Origin of the sequence: Haemophilus sp. HMSC61B11 (genome assembly GCF_001838615.1) — a bacterium.
GTDB classification, from domain to species: domain Bacteria; phylum Pseudomonadota; class Gammaproteobacteria; order Enterobacterales; family Pasteurellaceae; genus Haemophilus_D; species Haemophilus_D parainfluenzae_AD.
This window is the reverse complement of sequence record NZ_KV838007.1, coordinates 1-213: the sequence shown is the minus strand read 5'-3', so window position 1 is coordinate 213 and position 213 is coordinate 1. Positions and strand designations below refer to the sequence as shown.

The window sequence follows — 213 nt, the reverse complement described above, 5'->3', positions numbered from 1 at the left end:
CGTTAGGAAATATACGTCAGCAAAGGGCTACCGTTATACAAAAAATACGAAAGGAAGTGATATGCTCAATACCTTAACTGTCACGATAAAACACCCGAAATTAGGCGAAGATGTTTCCACCTGGTGGCGTAAAACTCATGCTGATTATTTTGAAAGTCAAATAACTTATGTGGGAGCCAAGTAAATGTGCATATCCAACTATAATCCTGATGT

The 213-nt window shown here is 38.0% G+C and carries 1 pseudogene; it reads left to right on the top strand.

Annotation, left to right across the window (positions count from 1 at the left end):
* Window positions 1-184 (top strand): annotated as a pseudogene (locus HMPREF3263_RS10820) (hypothetical protein); the annotation flags it as partial.
* Between the last annotated feature and the right edge of the window lie 29 nt (window positions 185-213).